Here is a 2,471-nt window from a genome sequence, read left to right as displayed (position 1 = left end):
CGCCCGCGTCGGCAGGTACTCATCCTGGAAAGCTGCCCACAGCTGGGGCCCGCTGATCTCCCCGCCCACTGTCTCGGTGCGGCGCTGGATGACCCCGGAGAACTCGATCTGCGCGCGCCGCGGCAGGTCGAGGCTGTGCTCGCTCTTGAGGAGGTAGGCCACGCCGCCCTTGCCCGACTGCGAGTTCACCCGGATGACCGCCTCGTAGCTGCGCCCGATGTCCTTGGGGTCGATCGGCAGGTAAGGGACGGCCCAGGGAATGTCGTCGACCGTGGCGCCGGCAGCGGCGGCGTCGCGCTCCATGCTGTCGAAGCCCTTCTTGATGGCGTCCTGGTGGGAGCCGGAAAAGGCAGTGAACACGAGGTCCCCGCCGTAAGGTGAGCGCTCGGGCACCGCCAGCTGGTTGCAGTATTCAGCGGTGCGGCGGATGGCATCCATGTCGGAGAAGTCGATCTGCGGGTCGATGCCCTGGCTGTAGAGATTCATCCCGAGCGTCACGAGATCGACGTTGCCCGTCCGCTCGCCGTTGCCGAAAAGGCATCCCTCAATACGGTCCGCTCCCGCCAGGTAGCCCAGTTCCGCCGCGGCGACGCCCGTTCCGCGGTCGTTGTGCGGATGGAGGGACACGATGATGTTGTCGCGGTTCTCCAGGTTCCGGCACATCCATTCGATGGAGTCGGCGTACACGTTGGGGGTGGCCATCTCCACGGTGGCCGGCAGGTTGAGGATCATCTGGCGGTCCGCTGACGCCTCGAAGACCGCCGCCACCTCGTTGCTGATGCGTGCCGCGAATTCGAGTTCTGTGCCCGTGAAGGACTCCGGTGAGTACTCGTAGGTGACGAGGGTATTGCCCAGGCTCTCCTCGAACTTGCGGCAGAGCCTCGCGCCCTGCAGCGCGATGTCGATGATGCCGTCGCGGTCCTGGTTGAAGACCACCCTGCGCTGGAGTACGGAGGTGGAGTTGTAGAGGTGGACGATCGCGCGGTCGGCGCCCTCGAGGGATTCGTACGTGCGCTCGATCAGGTGCTCCCTGGCCTGCGTGAGGACCTGGATGGTGACGTCGTCGGGAATGCGGTCGCCCTCGATGAGCTGTCGGACGAAATCGAAATCCGTCTGCGACGCCGACGGGAAGCCCACCTCGATCTCCTTGTAGCCCATCCCCACCAGGAGGTCGAACATCCGATGCTTGCGCTCGGGGCTCATGGGGTCGATCAGCGCCTGGTTACCGTCCCGGAGGTCCACCGCGCACCAGCGCGGCGCCTTGGTGATGAGTTGGTCGGGCCAGGTGCGGTCCGGGAGTTCGACGGTGATCTGATCCTGGAACGGCGTGTACTTGGAGAACGGCATTCCGGAGGTCTTTTGTGAGTTTCGCATGGGGCTGGCCTTATCTCTTGAACCTACGATGCGCTGGCGGCCGGGCAACACGGACTCCGCAGCGAGGGGTGGCCAGTAGCTGGAACAAGCTCGGGGGCTTAGGAAACCTCGCCGCGGCAGATAAGAAGGGTCAGCTCTGCGCGCATTTTTCCACGATAGCACGGCGCCTAGAATGGGCTTTTGGCGCAGTGCCGGCAGGAACGACCGGGAATCGACGAAGGAGCACCAATGGTAGAGACCAGGAACCATGCGAACGCCGTGGAAGCCGGTGTACGCCCGCAGGACGACCTTTTCCGCTCGGTGAACCGCGAATGGCTGGAGGTCACCGACATACCGGAGGACCGGTCGCAGGAGGGCTCTTTCACCGCCCTGCGTGATGCCTCGGAGCTCGCCGTGCGCAGCATTATCGAGTCCGCGGATCCCAGCGACAGCGAAGGCGACAGCGAAGGCGACAGCGCGAAGATCGGGACGCTTTACGCGGATTTCCTCGATACCGCTCGTATAGCCGAGCAGGGTCTCGCTCCCCTCGAAGACATGCTCGCCCGCATCGACGACGTGGCGAGTCCGGAGGAACTGATCCGCCTGAGCGCCGAGTTCACCCGCTCCGGCATCCAGGGCGTGTGCGCGCCGTACGTCAGTAATGACGCAGGCAACCCCGATCGGTACCTGCTGCACGTGTACCAGTCGGGACTCGGCATGCCCGACGAGTCCTACTACCGGAAGCCGCAGTTCGCCGAGACCCGCGGAAAATACAGCTCACTGCTCGAAAGGCTTTTCGAACTGGCCGGGCACGCCGGACCCCGGAAGGCCGCGGCACGCGTACTCGAATTGGAGACGCTCCTCGCGACGTCCCACATGAGCACCGTGGATCGCCGGGATCCGCAGAAGACCTACAATCTCTCCACGCTGGAGGACGCGGCCGGGCTGGCGCCCTTCACCGCCCCCTGGCTGGCCGTCATCATCGACGATGCTTCCCAGGCAACGGAGCTGGTGGTGTCCCAGCCGGATTACCTGGTCGGCGTCGAGGGCGCACTGTCGACGGTACCGTTGCCTGCGTGGCAGGACTGGCTGGTGAGCCGGGTCCTCCTCTCGGCGGC

The 2,471-nt window shown here is 65.2% G+C and carries 1 protein-coding gene and 1 pseudogene; one reads left to right on the top strand and one right to left on the bottom strand.

What is annotated here, in order from left to right; translation table 11 throughout:
• A partial coding sequence (leuA, locus tag Y705_RS19710; RefSeq protein ID WP_081738028.1) for a 2-isopropylmalate synthase occupies nt 1-1,374 on the bottom strand: 1,374 nt, incomplete at its 3' end.
• Between the two features lie 228 nt (nt 1,375-1,602).
• On the opposite strand from leuA, the pseudogene Y705_RS19705 reads away from it, so the two are divergent.
• Nucleotides 1,603-2,471 (top strand): annotated as a pseudogene (locus Y705_RS19705) (M13 family metallopeptidase N-terminal domain-containing protein); the annotation flags it as partial.

Source organism: Arthrobacter sp. H41 (assembly GCF_000520535.1).
Classification (GTDB): Bacteria; Actinomycetota; Actinomycetes; order Actinomycetales; family Micrococcaceae; genus Arthrobacter_D.
The sequence above is the reverse complement of the archived record's forward strand: the minus strand, read 5'-3'. Positions and strand labels throughout refer to the sequence as shown.